Below are 18,684 nucleotides of genomic sequence, written 5' to 3' on the forward strand. Positions count from 1 at the left end.
GGCGCGAACGCCGGGCGACGACCGTCCGCCCGACCCCGGCGCCGCGGAGGGGGAGCAGCGTGGTTTCCCGCACGGTCCGATCGGGGACCGGCCGACCATGACCGACGAGCGCGACGTCCAGGACGTCCAGGCCGAGCTGGGCCGCTGGATCGCCGTGGGCCTGGTCCTCGGCGCGGCGGTCGGCCTGCTGCTGGGCAACCTCGCCATCGGCATCGGCATCGGCCTGGCGCTCGGCGCGGGCTACGGCGCCACGCGCCTGCGCCGCGACGAGGAGTAGGCGCGGTCCCGGTCAGGCCGGGTCGTCGAGGATCGCTGCGGCGGCCTGGAGCATGATCGGCTTGATCTGCTCGAACCGCCCGGCGAGCGCGTCGGCGCCCCAGATCGGGACGGCGGAGGTCAGGCCGCGGACGAGCGCGATCGACGCGTCGATCGCGGCCGGCAGGCGCGGGTCGTCGCGCCACTCGGGGAACAGCACGACCGCGTTCTGCAGGAGCAGGCCGGTGATCCGGCTCTCGAGCTCGCGCAGCGTCGGCACGAGCTCCGGCTCGACCCAGACCGCGGCCCACATCTGGGCGACGGCCAGCGACTCCGGGGAGGTGAACTCGCGCCACACCTCGTCGAGCACCGAGGAGCGCAGGGCGGGGGTGCGGAGCCCCGTCAGGTCGAGGCGCTCGAACGCCTGGGCCGCGAGGCGCAGCGCGAGGAGCTCCACCGCGGCGACGAGCAGCTCCTCGCGCGTCGGGAAGTGGTGCATCACCGTGCTCTGGGCGACCCCGGCCCGCTGGGCCACCCGGCGCGTCGTGAGGTCCGCGTAGCCGTCGTCGACGAGGACGCCGGCGGTCGCCGCGACGATCGCCTCGCGCGTGCGCTCCCGCTGCGCGGCCCGCGTGCGCGGTGGGTGGGCGCCGTCCGCTCGATCTTCGTCGATCACGTGATCGGCGATGCTACAGTGCCGTTCGCCGTTCGCTCGATCGGCGAGTCGGGACCGAGGAGGAGCCGTGCCGCCACGCCACCCCACCGCGCTGCGAGGCCGTCGATGAGGGCCGCCCGGCCGCCCCGCTCGCGACGGTCGCCGCGGCGCGCACGGTGCGCGGCGTGAGCGCGTCGTCGACGGCCGACGCGCTGCCGCGCCCGGGCGACCTGCCGCTCCTCCCGCGCGCCGCCTACCACGCGTCCGTCGTCAGCGACTACGCGCTGCGGACCGGCCTGGCCAGCGCGATCGCCGCCGCGTCGCTGCCCTCGGCGATCGGGCCGGTGGCGAAGGTCGAGCGCCGCCGGCTCTCGTTCTACGCCGAGCTCGCGGCGTCCCGGGACGCGGACTTCGTCTTCGTGCCGCCGCAGGGCGCGGCCGCCGTCGACGTCCGCGAGGGCCGACCGAACGGCCTGCCGGCCGACGGCCGGATCGAGCTGCTGCGCTTCCCCAGCACGTACGTCGCGCGCAACCCCGAGCTGCGTCGCAGCTACGCGCGCCACGTGCGCAACGCGACCGCGCGGGCCCAGCACTGGCGCCACGCCGACGGTCCGCGCCCGACGCTGCTGGTCATCCACGGCTTCGGCGCCTCGCCCGCGTGGTTCAACAGCGCGTTCTTCTCGCTGCCGCGGTTCTTCGCCGAGGGCTGGGACGTCCTGCTCTTCACGCTGCCGTTCCACGGCTCCCGGCGCGACCCGCGGGCCGTCAACGGGCTCGGCCTCTTCGCCCAGGGGATGGCCGGGTTCAGCGAGGCGCTGCTGCACGCGATCCACGACCTGCGGGTCGTGCTCGAGCGGCTGCGCGGGCAGGGCGTGCCGCGGATCGGCGTGACCGGCCTCTCGCTCGGCGGCTACACGAGCGCGCTCCTGGCCTCGGTCGATCGCGACCTGGACTTCGTGATCCCCAACGCCGCGGTCACCTGGCTGCCGCCGATGCTGCGCGCGTGGTTCCCGGCGAGCACCGCCCTGCGCGCGGCCCGCGCGCTCAGCGGGATCCCGCAGGACGCGCTCGAGCAGGCGCTCGCCGTCCACTCCTCGCTGAACTACGCCTGCCGCGTCCCCCACGACCGGCGCCTGATCGTGGCCGGCCTCGGCGACCGGCTCGCGCCCCCGGAGCAGAGCCTGCTGCTCTGGGAGCACTGGGGCCGACCGCGGCTGGAGTGGTTCGCCGGCAGCCACGTGATCCACCTCGGCCGCCAGGCGTACCTCGACGCGATGCGCGAGCTCGTGCAGCGCCCCCGGAGCGACGGAGACCGATGATGCTGCGCCAGCCCGACCACGAGATCGTCGTCGTCGGAGCCGGGTTCTCCGGCATCGGCGCGTCGATCAAGCTCCAGGAGGCCGGCTTCGACGACCACGTCCTGCTCGAGGAGGGCGACGGCGTCGGCGGCACCTGGCACTGGAACACGTACCCCGGCATCGGGGTGGACATCCCGTCCTACAGCTACCAGTTCTCCTTCGAGCAGCGCGGGGACTGGTCGCGGGTGTACGCCCACGGCCACGAGCTGAAGGCCTACGCCGAGCACTGCGCGGACCGCTACGACGTGCGGCGCCGCGTCCGCTTCGGCACCCGGGTCGCCGCGGCGCGCTTCGACGAGGACGCCGAGCTCTGGATCCTCACGACCACGACCGGCGAGGAGCTCGCCGCCCGCTTCGTCATCGGCGCGACCGGGGTGCTCACCCAGCCCAAGCGCCCGGACGTCCCCGGGCTGGACGCCTTCGCCGGCACGACGATGCACACCGCCCGCTGGGACCACGACGTCGACCTGCGCGGCGCGCGCGTCGGGATCATCGGCACGGGGGCCTCGGCCGTCCAGGTGATCCCGTCGATCGCCGAGGAGGTCGAGCACCTGACCGTCTTCCAGCGGACGCCGATCTGGTGCCTGCCGCGCCCCGACGGCCCGGTCCCGGCACCGGTCCGCGCCGCGCTCTCGCGCGTCCCCGGCGCGAAGGCGCTCGCGCGCCTGGCGGCGCAGGCGTTCGTCGAGGCGACGTTCCCGATCCCGGCGCACTTCGACGGGATCGTGAAGGTCGGCCGCGGCGCGGAGGCGCTCGGGCGCGCGTGGCTGCGCAGCCAGGTCCACGACCCCGCGACGCGCGCGGCGCTCACGCCGGCCTACGGCGTCGGCTGCAAGCGGCCGAGCTTCTCGAACACGTACCTCGCGACGTTCAACCGCGACGACGTGACGCTCGAGACCTCGCCGATCGAGCGGGTCACGCCGAGCGGCGTGCGCTGCGCCGGCGGCCGGCACGACCTCGACGTCCTGCTGCTCGCGACCGGCTTCCAGGTGATGGAGGCGACGAACATGCCGCCGTTCCGCCTCACGGGCCGCGGGGACGTCGAGCTCGCGGCGTGGTGGGGCGAGCACCGGATGCAGGCCTACCAGGGCGTGAGCGTGCCGGGGTTCCCGAACTACTTCGCCGTCCTCGGGCCCTACGCGTACAACGGCGCGAGCTACTTCACGCTGATCGAGAACCAGGTCCGCCACATCGTGCGCTGCCTGCGGCGCGCACGCGACACGGCCGCCACGACCGTCGAGGTGACCGCCGAGGCGAACGAGCGGTACTTCCGGGAGATGCTCGGGCGCCGCGACCGACAGATCTTCTTCCAGCCCTCGTGCGCCGGGGCCAACAGCTACTACTTCGACGAGCACGGCGACGTGCCGTTCCGCTCGGCGCTCACCCTCGAGTCCGCGTGGCGCAGCGCGCGCTTCGACCTCGCCGACTACCGCTTCTCGGCGCCGGCCGGGGCCGCCGCCCCCTGATCGGCCCGAGGACGCGGCCCCCTCGGCGTGTGCAGCGCGCCACGAGCGGGTACGTTCGGAGCGTGTTCCCCCCACACACCCCCGCCCCCGTCCCGGTGCGCGCCGGTCACCGCCCGCGCCACCGCGCCACGTCACGCCACTGCGGGCCGCGCACGCCGGCCCCCGACCTGCCGCTCGCCGCCACGGTCGACGCCGACGCCCCGTCGGCCGTCGAGTGGCTGCCGCGTCCGCGACCCGACCGCGCGCTGTGAGCGCCCGGCGCGTGCGCGCCGCGCACCACGTGCGCCGCCGCACCGTCCGCCGTCCGGGCGCGACGTCCGCGCGCCCGCGCGTGCCGGTCGCCCCGGCCCGCCGCGAGCGCCCGCAGCCGCACCGGCGCCGAGCCGCGGTCGCGGTCGCCCGCTGAGGTCGGCGCGCCGGCCGCTCAGGCGCTGCGCAGGAACAGCCCGATCACGATCGCGGCGGTCACGACGAGCCAGAGGAGGAACGCGCGGCGCAGCACGAGCGGCGCCGCGCGCAGCTCCATGAAGTCCGCGCCGACGAAGTGGATCTTCACGAAGGCGACGGCGAGGACCGCCACGGAGGCGACGGTGACGCCGTCCCCGTCGCTGAACCAGCCGTGGTCGGTGCCGATCCACCACGAGGCGAGCGTGGCGAGGATCAGCAGCAGGCCGACGACCGTCGTGCGGTGGCGGAGGATCGAGCTCGTGGTCATGGCTCAGTGGGCGAGGTAGAGGAGCGGGAAGAGGACGATCCAGAGCAGGTCGACCATGTGCCAGAAGGTCGCGCCACTCTCGACGTACGAGCGGTGGGTCGCGTCGATCGCCGGCCGCCGCGCCTGGAGCAGGCAGTACGTGAGGATCCCGACGCCGATGCAGACGTGCAGCAGGTGGATCCCGGTGAGGCCGAAGTAGTACGTCCAGAACTCGTTGGTCAGCATCCCGATGTCCGCGTCGACCTTCGCGCGGTACTCGAAGAACTTCACGACCGCGAAGGTCACGCCGCAGGCGATCGCGCCCGCGAACATCCGGACCGCGAGCGTCGAGAGGCCCCGGCGGAACGCCCGCACGCCGGTGGCGACGAGCAGCGAGCTGACGAGCAGCACGACGGTGTTCACGACGCCGAGCGTCTGCTCGAGCTGCGCCTGCGAGGCGGTGAAGAGCTCCGCCTTCCCGTCGCGGTCGTGGAGGTACGCCGCGAACAGCGCGGTGAAGATGACGAGGTCGGCGAAGATGAAGAACCACGTGCCGAGCTCGCCGGGGACGTGCCCGGCGTGCGGGGCCTCGTGGTCGCGGGGCGCGGACGCCGGGGTCGCGGCGTCGACGGTCGTGTCGGTGCTCACGTGCGCTGCTCCCGCTCAGGCGGCGATCGGCTCGCGCTCGAGCGCGACGGCCTGTCGTTCGTCGGCGACCTGCTGGCGCACGGCGCGCTGGACCGCCCAGGACATGACGAGGAACCAGACGCAGAACGCGCAGAGGATGACCCAGAACGGCGCGATCCCGTTCCAGGCGAAGGGCCCCGACTTGAACCAGAAGATGAGGACGTCGGGCAGCATCACGACGCCGACCCAGAGGTTGAAGAAGCCCAGCCAGCGGGGGAAGACCCGCTGCTCGGGGTGCTGCAGGATGCAGAGCCCGACGGCGATGACCTGGATGAACGTCGCGTAGAAGACGCCGACGAACGGCAGCCAGCCCGCGTCGTTCAGGGCCTCGCTCGCCTCGCCCGTGGTGCAGGCCATGGGCTACGTGCGGACCGATCCGTCGCTGGACCGGCCCGACCTGCAGCTGCACTTCCTGCCGTTCGCGTACCGGCTGAAGCCCGAGTCGCGCTCCGCGCTGACCGCCGAGATGCCGCTGCGGGCGGCGGTCGCGATGCAGCTCACCCTCTGCAAGCCGCACACGCGCGGGCGGGTCACGATCACGGACGCCGATCCGCTCAGCGCGCCGACGATCGACCACCAGCTGCTCGGCGACGAGCGCGACCTGCGGACGATGATCGCGGGCTGCCGCCTGCTCGAGGAGCTGTTCGAGCACCCGGCGTTCGAGGGCTCGATCAGCGGGCGGTTCAACCCGCCCGCGCCGATCGAGGACGACGCGGGGTGGGAGGCGTTCGTGCGCCGCAACTGCTGCGTCGCCTACCACCACACGGGCACCTGCCGGATGGGCCGCGCCGACGATCCCGACGCCGTCGTCGACGCCGACCTGCGCGTCATCGGCGTCCGCGGGCTGCGCGTCGTGGACGCGTCCGTCATGCCCGTCGTGCCGAGCGCGAACACGTACGTGCCGACGCTCGCGGTCGCCGAGAAGGCGTCGGACCTCATCCGCGGCGTCGCCGCCCCGCGGTCGCCCGTGACCGCCGCGACGGCCGCCGAGGGCTGAGCGCCGGCTGCGCGGGACGTCCGCCGGCCGTCAGCGGCCGGCGGACGCGCCCTCCCCGAGGAGGATGCCCGTGAGCTCGTCGAGCGCCTCGCCGAGGTAGACGGCCAGCCGCTGGAGGTGCGGCAGCGTGTCGCGCGCGCCGATGAGGCCGAAGTTCATCGTGCCGGCGTAGCTGATGCAGGTGACGTTCAGCGCGGCGCCGTGGAAGACGAGCGAGACCGGGAAGATCGCGTCGAGGCGGGAGCCGGCGAAGTACAGCGGCTCCGCCGGTCCGGGGACGTTCGACAGGAGCATGTTGAACGGCCGCGGCGTGCGCCCCTTCAGGCCCGCGACGAGGCCGAGGATGAACGGGCCGTTGACGACGACCGTCTGCGAGCTCAGGGCCTCGGCCGGCATCGCCTGGAGGTGCTCCTTCGCGGCGGCCGTCGACGCGCGGATCGCCTCCAGCCGCTCGAGGGGATCGCCGACGTTCGTGGCGAGGTCCGCGACGAGGGTGCCGATCGCCGTCCCGACGCGATCGTCGTCGGCGGAGCGGAGGCTGACCGGGAATCCGACCGTCAGCGACCGGCGGGGCAGCTGGGCGTGCTCGCTGAGGTAGCGTCGCAGCGCGGTGCCGCAGAGGTACAGGCAGACGTCGTTGACGGTGCAGCCCCCGGCCCGGGCGAGCTCCTTCAGCTGCTCGAGCTCGTACTGCTGGGTCGCGAACCGCCGCGAGCCGCCGATCGTGCCGCCGAGCGCCGAGGAGGGCGCGCGGAACGGCGCCTGGAGCGCCCCGCCGCTGAACGCCGCCCGGGTCAGCTCGCCCGCCGCGCCGGTCAGTCCGCGGAGCGCCCGCAGGCCCCCGCGCGCCTGGCGTCCCGTCCGCGCCAGGGCGCTGCCCGGCCCCCGGCCGGCGGCCGGCGCGTCCCGAGGAGGCGCCGCGGGCCCGTCGTCGCCGGCGACCCGCGGCCGCCGTGCGCGGCGCGGCCCGACGGTCCAGATCGGCGGGGTGTCGGGGTCGTCGGCCGACGTCGACAGCGCCTTGAGGATGAGGCGCATGCCGCTGACCCCGTCGATCAGCGAGTGGTGGATCTTCGCGTACATCGCCCAGCGGTTGCCCTCGAGGCCCTCGATGACGTGGACCTCCCAGAGCGGCCGGTGGAAGTCCAGCGGGTTGCCGTGGATCCGCGAGACGAGGATCCCCAGCTCGCGCTGGCTGCCGGGGTTCGGGAGCGCGGAGTGGCGCACGTGGTAGTCGAGGTCCACGTCCCGGACCTCGCGCATGAGCGGGAGCCGCGCGCCGAGGATCGGGGCCTCGACCGGGCGCAGGTTCCACGGCGCCGCGAGCTGCCGCTGCGCGCGCATCCGGGCGAGCTGCCGGCGCAGGTAGTCCGGCGGCGCGTCCTCCGGCAGCGTGAGCTCCAGCAGCGCCCCGACGTGCATCGGCGTGTCGCGCGACTCCACCAGCAGCCAGGCGCCGTCCAGCGCCGAGATCATCCGCATCGCTCCGCTCCCTCCATCGGGGAGCAGTCTCGCGCGGCCGCGGGCGGCCACCACCCAGCGCGCGGCCGGAGCACCGTCCGTCCCGCGCCCCGGCGCGGGACGGACGCCGCCGCTCAGCGACGGACCTTCGCGGTGGTGCGGATCGCGCCGGCGCGCAGCTCGAGCACCGCCGAGCGCTTGCCCTTGAGGGCCCGCTTGCCGGCCGCGGACAGCTTGAGCGTCGCCGACACGACGCCGGTCGTGCCGACCTTCACCGTGCGCCGGGCGACGGTGCGCTTGCGGTAGCGGACCTGGAGCGCGGTGCGCGCGCCGGCCTTCAGGCCGCTGACGCGCAGCGTCACGCCCTTGCGCAGGACGGAGGACAGGCGCAGGGACCCGCGAACGGTGATCGCCGGGCCGCGCGGCGGCTTCGCCGTGTCGGGCTTCGGGTCGGGCTTCGCCGTGCCGCCGCCCCCGCCGGTGTCGCCGCCGGTCCCGCCGCCGCCGGTGCCGCCACCGCCGCCGGCGCCGCCGCCCTTGCCCGGGCCGGCGGGCACGTCGGCCGGACCCCAGTCCGGGCTCGTCGCCCCGGGGATGAGGAGCCGCTTGGCGTGCTCCGCCGTCGGCGTGCCGCAGTCGGTCGCGAAGCTCGGCAGCGGCAGGACGTTGATGCCGGAGTCGTCGGCGAAGGCGAGCGTCGTGCCGTCCGGCGACCAGGAGGGCGAGCTGATCCGACCCGTGCCGTCGGTGAGCTTGTAGCAATTCTCCGGCACGTGGGGATGGCCCCCGTTGCCGCGGTAGAGGAACAGCGTCTCGTGCGCCTGGCCGGTGACGAAGACGAGCTTCGTCCGGTCGCGCGTGAGCTCGCCGTCGGCCAGGCCGCCGGTGGCGCTCGGGTCGAAGAACCACGGCGACATCGCGCCGCGGATGCCGTTGTGCTGGTCGCCCGGGGTGTGGACGACCGCGTCGGGGTTCCCGACCTGGATCGGGTCGGAGATGATCGTGCCGCCGTCGCTGGTCCACGAGGGACCGACCCAGCCGGTCTGCTCGTTGAAGCCGGGCTGGTCGAACGGGCTCTTGCCGTCGGGCGAGATGTAGTTCGTGCCCTGGCGGCCGTAGACCGTCTGGCAGCCGTTGGACGGGTTGCAGTTCGGGGTCTGCCCGGTCTGCGTGTAGTACCAGGAGTACGCGATCCGCATGCCGTCCGGCGAGATCGCCGGGTCGAACGGGCCGCGGAACATCGTGCCCGGGTGCGTGTAGGAGTGCGGCGTGAGGATGTCGTAGCGGCGGCTGCCGTCGACGTGGATCGGCGAGCCGTCCGGGTTGAACGTGCTGATCCGGTCGCCGCGCAGCGCCGCGATCCGGCCGCTGTCGGACTGCGAGACCTGCGAGTAGCCGCCGTCGTCGGTGACGCGGTACTGCCGGGAGCCGTCGGGCGTGGAGAGCCAGACGTCGCCGCCCTTGACGTAGGCGATCGAGTCGGCGGAGGCGGGGGTCGCCGCGGCGGCCAGGACGCAGGCGGCGAGGGCGGCCGCACCAGCCGCGCGGCGGCGCAGGGGACGGGAGGTGGATGACATGGCGAGCATCCTGCGATCGATCGCCGTCCCCCACCACGGGGAAGCCCCCCGAACCCCACCCCAAACCTTCGTCGGGGTCCCCGACCCGCCCGAGCGACGACTACCCGTGGACGAGCTGCAGCGGCGCGGCGCCGAAGCGGGGCGCCATCTGGTTCTGGAGGGCGATCAGCCCGGTCAGCGGGCGCACCATGACGGTGAACTCCGCGATCAGTCCGTCGTCGTCGAAGCGCAGGTAGTCGACGCCCTGCAGGTCGCGGTCGCCGATCCGCGCGCGGAACGGCAGGACGACGAACGGGGCGGTCGACACCGGCGCGTCGAAGCGCAGCTCCTCGAAGATCTCGAGGATCGCGCCGAGCACGCGCGCGACCTGCTCGCGTCCCTCGAACGGCTTGGGCGTCACCGGGCTGTGGAGGCGGATCCCCTCCGCCAGCGAGGCGCGGACGCCGTCGAGGTCCCCCCGCGCCATCGCCCGCTCGTAGCGCTCGTGGACCTGCTCGCTCATCCTCGGCTCCTGCTGCTCGTGCTCGGCGATGCGCTCCGCGTGCTCATGCCGTCGTCCGCTCGCGGGCGCGATCGCCGGTAGCGGCCTCGGCCTCGGTCGGCGGCGGCACGTAGCCGGGCAGGTCCGCGTCGGGCAGCTCCTGCCAGGGGAACGCTCCTCGCGCCTTGTCGATCGCGTAGCGCGCGCGGCCGTGCGCGTTGTACATGTGCCAGACGGCCTGGAGCGAGAACGGCATCGGCGCCATCCAGAAGCCCGAGGGGACCGGATCCAGCGGGCGCGGGTCGGCGAGGCCGATCTCCGCCGCGACGTAGCCCTCGCCGTCCTCGTAGGCGAGCCGGGCGAGCACCGTGCCGTCGCGCTCGACGATCTGCGTCTCGCCGACGTAGAGCGTCCGGTACGGGACGCCCGGCATCAGCGGCGTGCCGCTGCGCACCTCGCCCACGTGCTGGGCGATCGCGACCGGGGCCCCGACGGCCCGCGCCATCCGCGGCGCCATCTCGCGGGCGACCGCGACGTTGTACTGGTGGTCGCGCCCGAACCACGACCGCACCGGCAGCCAGTCGGGGTAGGACCACCAGCAGGACCCGCCGAGCACCGCCCGCACCCGGCCGCGCAGGCGGCGTGCCGTGCGGCTGCGGTTCCACTCGAACCCCATCGCGGTGCCGATCGGCCCCAGGCCGGTCGTGAACAGCCCGTCGTCGGTGCCGGCGGTCGTGTAGGCGTTCTCCCACATCGACGGCTGGTCCTTGTCGTGCAGGTGCGCGCCGCCGTCGGGCTCGGCGATGACGTACGTGCCGCGCGCGTCGGCGCCCCGCTTGGCGACGAACCCGCCGCCGATCGTGCAGTCGAGCTCCCGCGCGAGGCGCCGAAGGAGCGCGAACGGCTCGCCGGCGACCGGCCGCGCGACGGTGCGCACGACGGCGCCGTGGGCGCTGGGCGAGGTCATCCCCTCCGGGAGGAGCACGACGTCCGGCGCGTGCTCGCGGTGGGCCTGGCGGACGAGGTCCGCGACCCGGCGCAGGTTGCGGTCGACGTCGCCGACGACGAGCTGCGGCTGGATCGCCGCGACGGTGATGCGATCGGGCATGGTCGGTCCTCAGGCGGCGGTGGTGGCGGGCTGCTTGCGGCGGCGCGCCGGGCGCGGCGCCGGCGGGGCGCCGTCGCCGGCGGACCCGGGCGGGCTCGACGCGGCCGCCGGCGTGGTCTCCCCGGCGGGCGGCGCCGGGTCCGCACCGGCGTTCCACGAGGCGTCGACGGGACGCTGGCGGACGGGCGCCGACGGGGCGGGACGCGCAGGGCGCAGCGCGACCCGCGGAGACCAGCCGTTGCGGCCCCAGCGGTTCCAGGTCCCGCCCCCGGCGCGTCGCCCGGAGCGCAGGACCGCGAGGTCCCACTGCATCCGCGCGTCGAGGCGCAGCTCCTCGACGGCCTCGCGGACCAGCGCGCCGCGGTCGGCTCCGCGTCGCAGCGCCGCCTTGGCGAACCAGCGCAGCTGGCGGTCGAGCCGGAAGAGCTGCTGCGGCTTGCGCGTGCGGGCGAAGACGTCGGCGAGCTCCTGCGCGAGCCGCGGGTCGTCCGCGGCCTCCCGGAAGAACTCCTGCTCGAGCTGGCTGACCGGGTGCGTCCGCGTGTGCTTGCGGCCGAGGTAGAAGCTCGGCAGGCACTCCGCGTCGCGCTCGAGCTCCCAGGCGAAGAGCCGCCGGTCCAGCCACTCCGGATGGTCGAGCGCCTCCGCCGCCGTCTCGCCGAGACGCCGCCCGAACCGCAGCGCGTCGCGGATGCCCTGGGCCACGACGGGGTCCTTGAAGTGGCCGGCGTCGCCGACCAGCGCCCACCCGGCGCCGCTGGAGACGCGGAAGAACGCCTCGACGTCCGCCGTCGAGCGGAGCTTGCCCTCCCGCTCGGTCCCCGCCAGCCGGCGCCGCAGGCCGGGGTTGCTGGCGACCTTCTCCGCCCAGACGCCGTCGGCGTCCTTGCGGAAGCGCGAGATGTCCTCCTTCGGCGGCATGAACAGCGCCAGGCCGCCCTCCTGGTCGGTCGGGAAGAACATCCCCAGCGTGTCGCCGACGCGCCACTGGGTGATCGAGTCGCGGTGCGCGGCGCCCTCCGGGTCCCCGGCCCACGGGTCCCGGACGTAGTGGAAGGCCAGACCGCGACCGTTCTCGGCCGTCCGGTAGACGTCGGAGCCCAGGAGCTGCGCCATCTGCGACCGGCGGCCGTCGGCGCCGACCACCAGCCGGGCGCGCAGCTCGCGGGACGCGCCGTCCGGGTCCGTGTAGCGCACGCCCGCCGCACGGCCGCCCTCCCACAGCACCTCGGTGACCGTGCAGCGCTCGCGGACCTCGGCCCCGGCGGCCCGCGCGGTCTCCACGAGGGCCATGTCGAGGCCGATCCGGCGCACGCAGAGGCCGTAGTCGATGCCGTCGACCGGCGTGTAGTGCCCGCGGACGTCGTGGCCGGCGGCCGAGAGCTGCACGGCGGGGAGCTTCGGGGCGCCGGTCTCCAGCACCCGCTCGAGCGCGCCGCTGCGGTGCAGCTCGACGACGCACCCCGCGAAGAGCACGTGCGTGGAGAGGGTGTCCGACGGGAACGACGCGCGGTCCAGCGCGACCACCCGCCGCCCCCGGCGGGCCAGGGCGATGGCGGTCGCGGTCCCCGCGGGACGCGCCCCCACGACCACGACGTCGACGACCTCCGTGCTCTGCGACATGCTGCTCCGTCCCTCCTCCGACGACACCATGCCGCCAGGCTAGGTCGGGGCCTCGGCCCGGCGAAAGTCCCGTCGGGGGTAACCCGTTCCCCCGACCGAGCACGCCGTCCGCGGACGTCCCGACCCGATGGGGAGGGCGGGCGGGCGGGTGCGCTCGGCGCGCCCCGGCGACGCCGCTCAGCGGCGGTCGAGGATCCCCTCGACGGCCTCGTCGGCCGCCTGGATCCCGCCCTCGAGGCGGAGGAACCGCGACACCGCCTCCGCGCGGTTGGCGGCGCGCAGCTTGCGCAGGATCCGCTTGACGTGCGACTTCACCGTCCCCTCGGACAGCACGAGCTGATCCGCGATCACGGCGTTCGTCGCGCCGCCGGCCATGAGTCGCAGGACCTCCATCTCGCGGCGGCTCAGCAGGCGCTCGGCCGGCGAGCCCGGGGCGCCGATCACCGGCCGGGTCGCGCGCGACGCCGCGGGAGCCGGCGGCGATCGGGGGACGTCCGGCGCGTCGAGGCCGATCTCGGACTCGCAGAACGCCGAGACGAAGTCGTCGGTGGCCTGCAGCATCGAGCGGACGTGGTCGCGCTGCGCCGTGAGCCGGTCGACGAGCACCTTGCGCTCGATCATCGACCCGAGCGCGGCGGCGAACGCCGCCAGCACGTCGCGGTCGATCGCGTCCACGCGCCGCCCCGAGAAGTGGCGGTCCGCGTGGATGGTGGCCAGGACCTTGCCCTCCGGCATGACCGGCACGGCGACGTAGCCGCTGGTCTCGATCTTGTCGACGATCGGCTTGTACCCGCGCGGATCGTCCATCGGATCGAGCATCAGGGCGGCCGCCCGCCGGCGCAGCATCTCCGTCTCCAGCAGCATCGACTGCAGCGGCACGGGATGCGCCGCGGCCACGGCGTGGCACTCCGAGGCCCACGCCTCGTGGTCGCGGAAGTGCGTGGCGATCGCCGACAGCCGCGAGCCGTCGACCCGGAAGAGCATGGCCCGGTCGAAGCCGTAGCGGCGGCACGCCTCGATCGTCTCGCGCTCCAGCAGCTTCTCGACGCTCGACTCCCCCTGCGGCCGGGCGAGCGCGTCCTGGAACGCGCCCAGCGTCCGCAGCCGCCGTCCGACCGACCGCTCCTGGTGCTCGCGCGCGAGGTCCTGCAGCTCGAGCGCCAGCCGCGAGACGGCGAGGAGGTCGTCGCGCTCGAGCCCGGCCGGGGACTCCAGCGCGTCGCGGAGCTGCCCGACGGCCCCCGTCAGGGCGTCGGCGGCGTCCGGCGATGCTCCCGCCTCGTCGTCCTTCGGCGGGTCGACGTCGACGTACCGGGCGGCCCGCCGCAGCGCGTCCCCGATCCGCCGCCCGAGCGCGGCGTCCTCGCGCCGCAGGGTCTCGGCGTCGTCCCACTGGATCCGCCGCGAGGCGGATGCGATCTCGATCGGCACGACCGTCCCCTCTCCTCCGATAGACCGGCCGATTCGAACGTACACCCGGCATCTCCCGTCGGGGGGATTTCGGCCCGAACGGGGGAACGAGTGACCCCCGTCGAGGCCTGTCGCGCCGGGCCTGGGGCGAGCAAGATCGCCGCATGGGCCTGAACCTCGCCGCGCTGCTCAGCCAGACCGCCGCCGCGCGGCCGCACGCGACCGCCCTGCGGCGCTCGGACGCACCGGGCGAGGCCCTCTCCTACGGCCGGCTCGACGAGCAGGTCGCCGGGTTCGCGGGGGCGCTGCGCGATCGCGGCGTCGCGGCCGGCGACCGCGTCGCCCTCATGGCGCCGAACGTCCCGGGGTTCGTGATCGCGTACTGGGCGATCCTGCGGATCGGCGCCGTCGTCGTGCCGATGAACCCGCTCCTGAAGGCGAGGGAGATCGCCTACTACCTCGAGGACTCCGGCGCGCGGGCGTTCCTGCACCTCGACGCGCTGTCCACCGAGGCGCAGGCCGGTGCCGCCGCCGCGGGCGTGGCGACCGTGATCGGGTTCGACGGCGGCTCGTCCCCGCTGCCGCAGGGCGAGCGCCCCGTCGCGTCCTGGACCCCGCGGGGCGCCGACGACGCCGCGGTGCTGCTCTACACCTCCGGCACCACCGGGTCGCCGAAGGGCGCGGTGCTGACCCACTCGAACATGACCTGGAACGCCCACGTCGGGGCGATCGACCTGCTCGAGGCCACCCCCGAGGACGTCGTGATCGGGACGCTCCCCCTCTTCCACAGCTTCGGGCAGAGCGTGGCGATGAACGCCACGCTGGCCACCGGCGGCACGCTCGTGCTCGTGCCGCGGTTCGACCCGGAGGAGGTCGTGCGGGCGATCGTCGGCCGTCGCGCGACGATCTTCCTCGGCGTCCCGACGATGTACGGCGCGCTGCTGCAGGTCCTCGGCGACCGCGACGTCTCGAGCCTCCGCCGCTGCCTCGCGGGCGGCGCCGCGCTGCCCGTCGAGCTGCTGACCGCCGCCCGCGAGCGCCTGGGATGTCCCGTGCTCGAGGGCTACGGGCTCTCGGAGACGTCGCCGGTGGCGTCCTTCAACCGCGCCGACGACTGGCGCGCGGGGTCGATCGGCAAGCCGATCCGCGGCGTCGAGCTGCGCGTCGTCGACGGGGACGCCCGCCCGGTCCCGGTGGGCGAGGTCGGGGAGATCCAGATCCGGGGGCACTGCGTGATGGCGGAGTACCTCGGCCGTCCCGAGGCGACCGCCGCGGTGCTCGACGCCGACGGCTGGCTCTCGACCGGCGACCTCGCGCGGACCGACGAGGACGGCTTCGTCTACGTCGTGGACCGCAGCAAGGACCTGATCCTGCGCGGCGGGATGAACGTCTACCCGCGCGAGATCGAGGAGGTCCTCTACCACCACCCCGCCGTGGCCGAGGCCGCCGTCCTGGGCGTCCCGCACGAGCAGCTCGGCGAGGAGGTCGCCGCCGTCGTGGCCCTGCGGCCGGGCGCCGCCGCGAGCGAGGACGAGCTGCGCGAGTTCGTGCGCGAGCGGATCGCCGCCTACAAGTACCCGCGGGTCGTGCGGGTCGTCGCGGCGCTGCCGAAGGGCCCGACCGGCAAGATCCTCAAGCGCGAGATCGACCGCGCGTCGCTCGCGGCGACCGCGCCGAGCCGATGAGCGGCGTGCGCAGCGCCCCCCGTCCGCCGGGCGCGGCGGACCGCGCGGAGGCCCTCGTGACCGTCGCCGACCACGGTCCGGTCCGCTCGATCGCGCTGAACCGCCCCGCGAAGCGCAACGCGCTGGACGACGAGCTCGTCGCGGCGCTCGCGGACGCCTTCCAGGCGGCCGAGACCGACGTCGCCGTCCACGCCGTCGTCGTGCGCGGCCACGGGCCGGTGTTCTCCGCCGGCATGGACCGCGCGACCCTCTGCGAGCTGGCGGAGGTCCCCGGGCGGATCCGGGAGTTCCACCGGCTCGTGAGCCGGACGTGGAGCCTGCTGGAGCAGATGCTCAAGCCGACGATCGCCGAGATCCACGGGACGTGCCTCGGCGGCGCGCTGGAGCTCGCGCTGGCCTGCGACCTGCGGGTCGTCGCCGACGACGCGCGGCTCGGCCTCCCGGAGGCGCGCATCGGCCTGATCCCCGACTGCGGGGGGAGCTCGCGGCTGCCGTCGATCGTCGGCCTCGGCCGCGCCAAGGAGCTCGTGATGACCGGGCGCGTGATCGACGGCCGTCAGGCGCACGCGATCGGCCTGGCCAACCGGACCGCGCCCCGGGGCGAGCTCGCCGGCGCGACCAGCGACCTGCTGGACGAGCTGCTGCAGTGCGCGCCCGTCCCCGTGGCCTACGCCAAGCGCGTGCTCGACGCCGCCGCGAAGCCCGGCTTCGCGGCGACCACCGAGCAGGAGGTCACCGTGCAGCAGATCTGCGCGCAGACGATCGACTTCGTCGAGGGCACGCGCGCGCTGCAGGAGGGCCGCCGCCCCGCGTTCTGCGGCTTCTGAACCCCGAGGAGAGGAGCGCGCGATGTCGACCATCGACGCGATCGAGCAGCACCCCGTCGACGCCGCCGCGGCGTCGATCACCGTCACCGACCCCGCCACCGGCGCCGTGATCGGCACGGTGCCGATCACGAGCCCGGACGCGGTCGCCGCCGCCGTGGCCCGCGCCCGCGCCGCCCAGCCGGCGTGGGAGGCGGCCGGGTTCGCCGGCCGCCGCGAGGTCCTGCTGCGCGCGCAGCGGTGGCTCGTCGACCACGCCGAGGAGCTGATCGACGTGATCGTCTCCGAGACCGGCAAGACGCGCGAGGACGCGCAGATCGCGGAGGTCGCCTACGGCGCCGCCGCGCTCGGCTTCTGGGCGCGCAGCGCCCCGCGCTACCTCGCGGACGAGAAGGTCCGCTCGTCCAACCGCTTCCTCACCGGCAAGCGGCTCCGGCTGCGTCACCGGCCGGTCGGCGTCGTCGGCGTGATCGGCCCGTGGAACTTCCCGCTGACGAACTCCTTCGGCGACTGCGTCCCGGCGCTGGCCGCCGGCAACGCGGTGCTGCTGAAGCCCTCCGAGCTCACGCCGCTGACCTCGCTGTTCCTCGCGCGGATGCTCGAGGAGGTCGGGCTGCCGGAGGACGTCTTCCAGGTCGTCACCGGCGACGCGACGACGGGCGAGGCGCTGATCGACGAGGTCGACTACCTGCAGTTCACCGGCTCGACGGCGACCGGTCGCAAGGTCATGGAGCGCGCCGCCCGGACGATCACGCCGGTCGGGCTCGAGCTCGGCGGCAAGGACCCGATGATCGTGCTCGCCGACGCGGACCTCGAGCGCGCGGCCAACGGGGCGGCGTACTACTCGCTGCTCAACGGCGGGCAGATCTGCATCTCGGTCGAGCGGATCTACGTCGAGGACGCGATCTACGGGCCGTTCGTCGAGCGGGTCGCCGACAAGGTCGCGAAGCTCCGCCAGGGCGTCCCGGGCGCGGCCGGCTCGGTCGACGTGGGCGCGGTGACCTCCGCCGCCCAGCTGGAGATCATCGACGCCCACGTCCGGGACGCCGTGGCCAAGGGCGCCCGCGTCGTCACGGGCGGCCGGCGCGGCGAGGGCCCCGGCCAGTTCTACGAGCCGACGGTGCTCGCCGACGTCGACCACTCGATGGACGTCATGCGCGAGGAGACGTTCGGGCCGATCCTGCCGATCATGCGCGTGCCGGACGCCGAGGAGGCGCTGCGGCTGGCCAACGACTCCCCGTACGGGCTGCAGGGCTCGGTCTGGACGCGGTCGGTGGCGCGCGGACGGGCCCTCGCCGAGCGGCTGCAGGTCGGCGGCGCGTCGGTGAACGACGCGATCCTGCTCTACACGGCGCTCGAGGTCCCGATGGGCGGCGTCAAGCGCTCCGGGATCGGGCAGCGGCACGGCCAGGCCGGGATCCGCAAGTACACGCACCCGCAGGGCATGCTCGTGATGCCGCTGTCGCTGAAGCGCGAGATCAACATGTACCCCTACCGCGCGTGGTCGACGGGGCTGCTGGGCCGGGCGATCCGGCTGCTGAACCGCGGCCGCGCCTACCGCTGAGCATCGCGATGGCGCTCGCGTTCGTCGAGCTGGAGTTCACCCACGCGCTCGGGCCCCCGCCCGGGCGCTACCGGCTGGCCGACGGGGACGTGCTGCTGCTCGACGTCCGCGGCGGCCCGCTCCCGCCGGTGCTCCCCCGGCTGCGCCGCTCGCGCGCCCTCCCGGTCGACGACGCCGAGCCGGAGCGGCCGGTCGCGCTCGCCGTGGCGCGGCTCGTGCGCAGCAGCCGCCCCCTCGACGAGCCCGCGGCGCTCATGCGGCGGTGGCGCGACGACGAGGGCCTGCGCGAGCGGGACGTCGCCGCCGCGCTGGCGGTCCTCAACGGCGCGATCCGGGCGTTCCGGGTCGCCGCCCAGAACCCGTACGTCGTCGAGGTCGGCCGCTGGGACCCGCGGGTCGTGCGGCTCGGCTGGGGTCGCCCGGAGGAGATCGACGAAGGTCGCGCGTCGGAGCTGCTGGCGCTGCAGGCCCGCCGCCGTCCGTGGGGCGGCCCGCCGCTGGCGCAGCGGCTCGCACCCGACGAGATCGTCGCGGCGCTGCTGCGCACCGGCGGGACCCTGAGCGGCGCCCACGACGTGCTGCTGCGGGGCCTGCTGGACCTCGCCCACGACCGGCCCGCCGCGGCGCGCGCGCAGGCGCGCGCGGCCCTCGAGCTCGTCGCCGGTGAGCCGGGCGTGCCGGACGACCTGGCCGCCGCGGCCGGCGAGCTGCGGGCGGCGGCGCGCGATGCCGACGACGTCGGCGCGCTGGCCGACGTGCTCGACGCGGCGGGCGCGCTGCTCCTCGCGCTGCGCGAGCACGAGCTCGCCCGGCTGACGCAGCCGACGCCCTAGGGGATC

At 75.1% G+C, this 18,684-nt stretch carries 18 protein-coding genes and 1 pseudogene; 9 read left to right on the top strand and 10 right to left on the bottom strand.

Annotated features, from left to right (window positions below):
- The first annotated feature begins 97 nt into the window (after positions 1-97).
- Positions 98-277, top strand: coding sequence for a hypothetical protein (locus tag SK069_RS09230; RefSeq protein ID WP_319953924.1), 180 nt, complete (start codon positions 98-100; stop codon positions 275-277).
- 12 nt (positions 278-289) lie between these two features.
- Here the strand turns inward: SK069_RS09230 and SK069_RS09235 are convergent, their stop codons facing one another.
- Positions 290-931 (bottom strand): TetR/AcrR family transcriptional regulator, encoded by a 642-nt coding sequence (locus SK069_RS09235; protein WP_319953925.1) that lies wholly within the window; start codon positions 929-931, stop codon positions 290-292.
- A gap of 164 nt (positions 932-1,095) precedes the next feature.
- Here SK069_RS09235 and SK069_RS09240 point away from each other — a divergent pair, with 164 nt between their 5' ends.
- The 3 genes from SK069_RS09240 to SK069_RS09250 all read left to right on the top strand — a co-directional run bounded on the left by SK069_RS09240 (position 1,096) and on the right by SK069_RS09250 (position 3,985).
- Positions 1,096-2,229 carry an alpha/beta hydrolase gene (locus SK069_RS09240; RefSeq protein WP_319953926.1) on the top strand — a complete coding sequence of 378 codons (1,134 nt, stop codon included), beginning with the start codon at positions 1,096-1,098 and terminating at the stop codon, positions 2,227-2,229.
- The gene (locus tag SK069_RS09245; RefSeq protein WP_406628279.1) at positions 2,229-3,734 is read left to right on the top strand and encodes a flavin-containing monooxygenase; all 1,506 of its coding nucleotides are present in this window, start codon (positions 2,229-2,231) and stop codon (positions 3,732-3,734) included. The genes SK069_RS09240 and SK069_RS09245 overlap by 1 nt, the downstream gene beginning before the upstream one ends.
- 62 nt (positions 3,735-3,796) lie before the next feature.
- Positions 3,797-3,985, top strand: a complete 189-nt coding sequence (locus SK069_RS09250) for a hypothetical protein (RefSeq protein WP_319953928.1) — start codon at positions 3,797-3,799, stop codon at positions 3,983-3,985.
- 173 nt (positions 3,986-4,158) lie between these two features.
- Here SK069_RS09250 and SK069_RS09255 read toward each other — a convergent pair whose 3' ends face one another.
- The 3 genes from SK069_RS09255 to SK069_RS09265 are packed head-to-tail and all read right to left on the bottom strand — an operon-like array spanning position 4,159 to position 5,472.
- A complete protein-coding gene (locus SK069_RS09255; protein ID WP_319953929.1) occupies positions 4,159-4,449 on the bottom strand; it encodes a cytochrome C oxidase subunit IV family protein in 291 nt (96 codons plus the stop codon).
- A gap of 3 nt (positions 4,450-4,452) precedes the next feature.
- Positions 4,453-5,076, bottom strand: a complete 624-nt coding sequence (locus tag SK069_RS09260; RefSeq protein ID WP_319953930.1) for a cytochrome c oxidase subunit 3 — start codon at positions 5,074-5,076, stop codon at positions 4,453-4,455.
- Positions 5,077-5,091: 15 nt separating this feature from the next.
- Entirely contained in the window at positions 5,092-5,472 is a 381-nt protein-coding gene (locus tag SK069_RS09265; protein ID WP_319953931.1) for a hypothetical protein, read from the bottom strand.
- Here SK069_RS09265 and SK069_RS09270 point away from each other — a divergent pair.
- Positions 5,471-6,112 carry a GMC oxidoreductase gene (locus tag SK069_RS09270; protein WP_319953932.1) on the top strand — a complete coding sequence of 214 codons (642 nt, stop codon included), beginning with the start codon at positions 5,471-5,473 and terminating at the stop codon, positions 6,110-6,112. The two genes, SK069_RS09265 and SK069_RS09270, sit on opposite strands and share 2 nt — an antisense overlap.
- A gap of 30 nt (positions 6,113-6,142) precedes the next feature.
- Here the strand turns inward: SK069_RS09270 and SK069_RS09275 are convergent, their stop codons facing one another.
- The 6 genes from SK069_RS09275 to SK069_RS09300 form a co-directional block, all read right to left on the bottom strand.
- Positions 6,143-7,594, bottom strand: coding sequence for a WS/DGAT/MGAT family O-acyltransferase (locus SK069_RS09275; protein WP_319953933.1), 1,452 nt, complete (start codon positions 7,592-7,594; stop codon positions 6,143-6,145).
- 113 nt (positions 7,595-7,707) lie between these two features.
- Positions 7,708-9,150, bottom strand: a complete 1,443-nt coding sequence (locus tag SK069_RS09280; protein ID WP_319953934.1) for a hypothetical protein — start codon at positions 9,148-9,150, stop codon at positions 7,708-7,710.
- 100 nt (positions 9,151-9,250) lie between these two features.
- Positions 9,251-9,652 (bottom strand): nuclear transport factor 2 family protein, encoded by a 402-nt coding sequence (locus SK069_RS09285; RefSeq protein ID WP_319953935.1) that lies wholly within the window; start codon positions 9,650-9,652, stop codon positions 9,251-9,253.
- A gap of 43 nt (positions 9,653-9,695) precedes the next feature.
- The gene (locus tag SK069_RS09290) at positions 9,696-10,739 is read right to left on the bottom strand and encodes a carbon-nitrogen hydrolase family protein (protein WP_319953936.1); all 1,044 of its coding nucleotides are present in this window, start codon (positions 10,737-10,739) and stop codon (positions 9,696-9,698) included.
- A gap of 9 nt (positions 10,740-10,748) precedes the next feature.
- Complete coding sequence (locus SK069_RS09295; protein WP_319953937.1) at positions 10,749-12,392, bottom strand: NAD(P)/FAD-dependent oxidoreductase; 1,644 nt, start codon at positions 12,390-12,392, stop codon at positions 10,749-10,751.
- Positions 12,393-12,539: 147 nt separating this feature from the next.
- A complete protein-coding gene (locus SK069_RS09300) occupies positions 12,540-13,793 on the bottom strand; it encodes a LuxR C-terminal-related transcriptional regulator (RefSeq protein ID WP_319953938.1) in 1,254 nt (417 codons plus the stop codon).
- Between the two features lie 143 nt (positions 13,794-13,936).
- Between SK069_RS09300 and SK069_RS09305 the strand changes: the two genes are divergently transcribed.
- The 4 genes and pseudogenes from SK069_RS09305 to SK069_RS09320 all read left to right on the top strand — a co-directional run bounded on the left by SK069_RS09305 (position 13,937) and on the right by SK069_RS09320 (position 18,678).
- Positions 13,937-15,457, top strand: coding sequence for a long-chain-fatty-acid--CoA ligase (locus SK069_RS09305; RefSeq protein ID WP_319953939.1), 1,521 nt, complete (start codon positions 13,937-13,939; stop codon positions 15,455-15,457).
- Positions 15,458-15,462: 5 nt separating this feature from the next.
- Positions 15,463-16,284, top strand: coding sequence for an enoyl-CoA hydratase/isomerase family protein (locus SK069_RS09310; protein WP_319953940.1), 822 nt, complete (start codon positions 15,463-15,465; stop codon positions 16,282-16,284).
- 13 nt (positions 16,285-16,297) lie between these two features.
- Positions 16,298-17,845: pseudogene (locus tag SK069_RS09315) on the top strand (succinic semialdehyde dehydrogenase); the annotation flags it as partial.
- 8 nt (positions 17,846-17,853) lie between these two features.
- Complete coding sequence (locus tag SK069_RS09320) at positions 17,854-18,678, top strand: hypothetical protein (protein ID WP_319953941.1); 825 nt, start codon at positions 17,854-17,856, stop codon at positions 18,676-18,678.
- Positions 18,679-18,684: the final 6 nt, after the last annotated feature.

The organism is Patulibacter brassicae (assembly GCF_033949425.1).
In the GTDB taxonomy this organism is placed as follows: domain Bacteria; phylum Actinomycetota; class Thermoleophilia; order Solirubrobacterales; family Solirubrobacteraceae; genus Patulibacter; species Patulibacter brassicae.

Coding starts and splice junctions, on each gene's coding strand:
- SK069_RS09230 (WP_319953924.1), top strand. CDS start 98: ATGACCGACGAGCGCGACGTCCAGGACGTCCAGGCCGAGCTGGGCCGC.
- SK069_RS09245 (WP_406628279.1), top strand. CDS start 2,229: ATGCTGCGCCAGCCCGACCACGAGATCGTCGTCGTCGGAGCCGGGTTC.
- SK069_RS09270 (WP_319953932.1), top strand. CDS start 5,471: ATGGGCTACGTGCGGACCGATCCGTCGCTGGACCGGCCCGACCTGCAG.
- SK069_RS09305 (WP_319953939.1), top strand. CDS start 13,937: ATGGGCCTGAACCTCGCCGCGCTGCTCAGCCAGACCGCCGCCGCGCGG.
- SK069_RS09290 (WP_319953936.1), bottom strand. CDS start 10,739: ATGCCCGATCGCATCACCGTCGCGGCGATCCAGCCGCAGCTCGTCGTC.
- SK069_RS09265 (WP_319953931.1), bottom strand. CDS start 5,472: ATGGCCTGCACCACGGGCGAGGCGAGCGAGGCCCTGAACGACGCGGGC.
- SK069_RS09285 (WP_319953935.1), bottom strand. CDS start 9,652: ATGAGCGAGCAGGTCCACGAGCGCTACGAGCGGGCGATGGCGCGGGGG.
- SK069_RS09255 (WP_319953929.1), bottom strand. CDS start 4,449: ATGACCACGAGCTCGATCCTCCGCCACCGCACGACGGTCGTCGGCCTG.
- SK069_RS09295 (WP_319953937.1), bottom strand. CDS start 12,392: ATGGTGTCGTCGGAGGAGGGACGGAGCAGCATGTCGCAGAGCACGGAG.
- SK069_RS09320 (WP_319953941.1), top strand. CDS start 17,854: ATGGCGCTCGCGTTCGTCGAGCTGGAGTTCACCCACGCGCTCGGGCCC.
- SK069_RS09280 (WP_319953934.1), bottom strand. CDS start 9,150: ATGTCATCCACCTCCCGTCCCCTGCGCCGCCGCGCGGCTGGTGCGGCC.
- SK069_RS09275 (WP_319953933.1), bottom strand. CDS start 7,594: ATGCGGATGATCTCGGCGCTGGACGGCGCCTGGCTGCTGGTGGAGTCG.